The 1,078-nt window shown below is 38.0% G+C and carries 2 protein-coding genes; both read left to right on the top strand.

The window, feature by feature from the left end:
- Positions 1-508 (top strand): RHS repeat-associated core domain-containing protein (locus E8K88_RS17885; RefSeq protein ID WP_136408021.1); only part of this gene is annotated, 508 nt, incomplete at its 5' end.
- The gene (locus tag E8K88_RS17880; RefSeq protein WP_136408020.1) at positions 505-948 is read left to right on the top strand and encodes a hypothetical protein; all 444 of its coding nucleotides are present in this window, start codon (positions 505-507) and stop codon (positions 946-948) included. The genes E8K88_RS17885 and E8K88_RS17880, both read left to right, overlap by 4 nt.
- The last annotated feature ends 130 nt before the right edge of the window (positions 949-1,078 follow it).

Genomic DNA, 1,078 nt, shown 5'->3' with positions numbered 1-1,078 from the left:
TTACAACCGCTATCGGTACTATGACCCGCAGTTGGGGGCTTATATTAATCAGGATCCGATTGGCTTAGCCGGTGGCAAGCTTAATTTATTTACCTATCCAGATAATCCTAACCAGTGGAGCGATCCTTTTGGATTGTGGGCCTTCTTAGCTGGCTTATTGAGTTTTATCGGCATTGGCGAGACTGCCGCTGGAATAGAGGATGGAGCCAATAAAGGGCTACAAGGTAGAAATAAAATTGAGAGAGGGAATGATATTGAGATGGAGCTTTTTAATTGTGTCATGACCCCGAATACTTGCAACTTGTCAGCAGAAGAGCTAATGAATGCTGAACAGAAAGTGAGAGATTTAAAAAAGGATGGTATAAATGATATTTCTGAGGCAGCATTCAAGCTTGGCACAACAGTTCCCGGCACCTCCGTAACAGGTGCGATTCCAACAAGTAAAGGCGACTGGGTTGGCATTGGTGCTGAAGCAGTAATAGATAGTTTAAAAGGAAAAAAAAAATGACAAGAAAGAAACTCCATCTTTTTTTAATTTTCATTGGTATTAGTTTGGTTTTTTTTGGCTTCTATTATAAAAAATATCCATTTTTTATTGAGCAAAAATACTATCAGATTAAAAATGGTACATCATTTGTTTTAGGTAAAAATAAATTTAAAGTGCCTAATGAATGCTCAATAAGAAGACCTGGCGATGAAATAGTTGCATTTGCATGCACAATTCCTTTTGATGACGGTTTATATTCAATTTCTATCGGAAAAATTCCATCAGAAAAGTTTCCTTCTTTTGATCAAATTTGTGAGATTGGAGATGATGCATATCCTTGCATCGTTTATGCAGCTGGAACTATCTACCTTTATGAGAAGATGGGTGTTTCTCTAATATCAACTGATGGGGTCTTGCTTGATAGATTTTTAAAAACGATCTCCGCGGGAAGTATTTTTTAATTTCTCAGATGAAAGAATGAGAGTATTCTATTAATTGATCGCCGCTTGCACATCATATGCTGAAATATTAAGCCGCTGGACGTACAGCGGCAAAAAACACGGTGCTGCAAGAAGTGGAGCGCCAACTCAA

It is taken from the genome of Lampropedia aestuarii, assembly GCF_004803635.1.
GTDB lineage: Bacteria > Pseudomonadota > Gammaproteobacteria > Burkholderiales > Burkholderiaceae_C > Lampropedia > Lampropedia aestuarii.
Note: the sequence above shows the minus strand (reverse complement) of the source record. Positions and strands in the feature narration are given on the sequence as shown.

Bases quoted from the DNA above. Each gene is read 5' to 3' on its own strand.
- E8K88_RS17880 (WP_136408020.1), top strand. From the start codon at position 505: ATGACAAGAAAGAAACTCCATCTTTTTTTAATTTTCATTGGTATTAGT.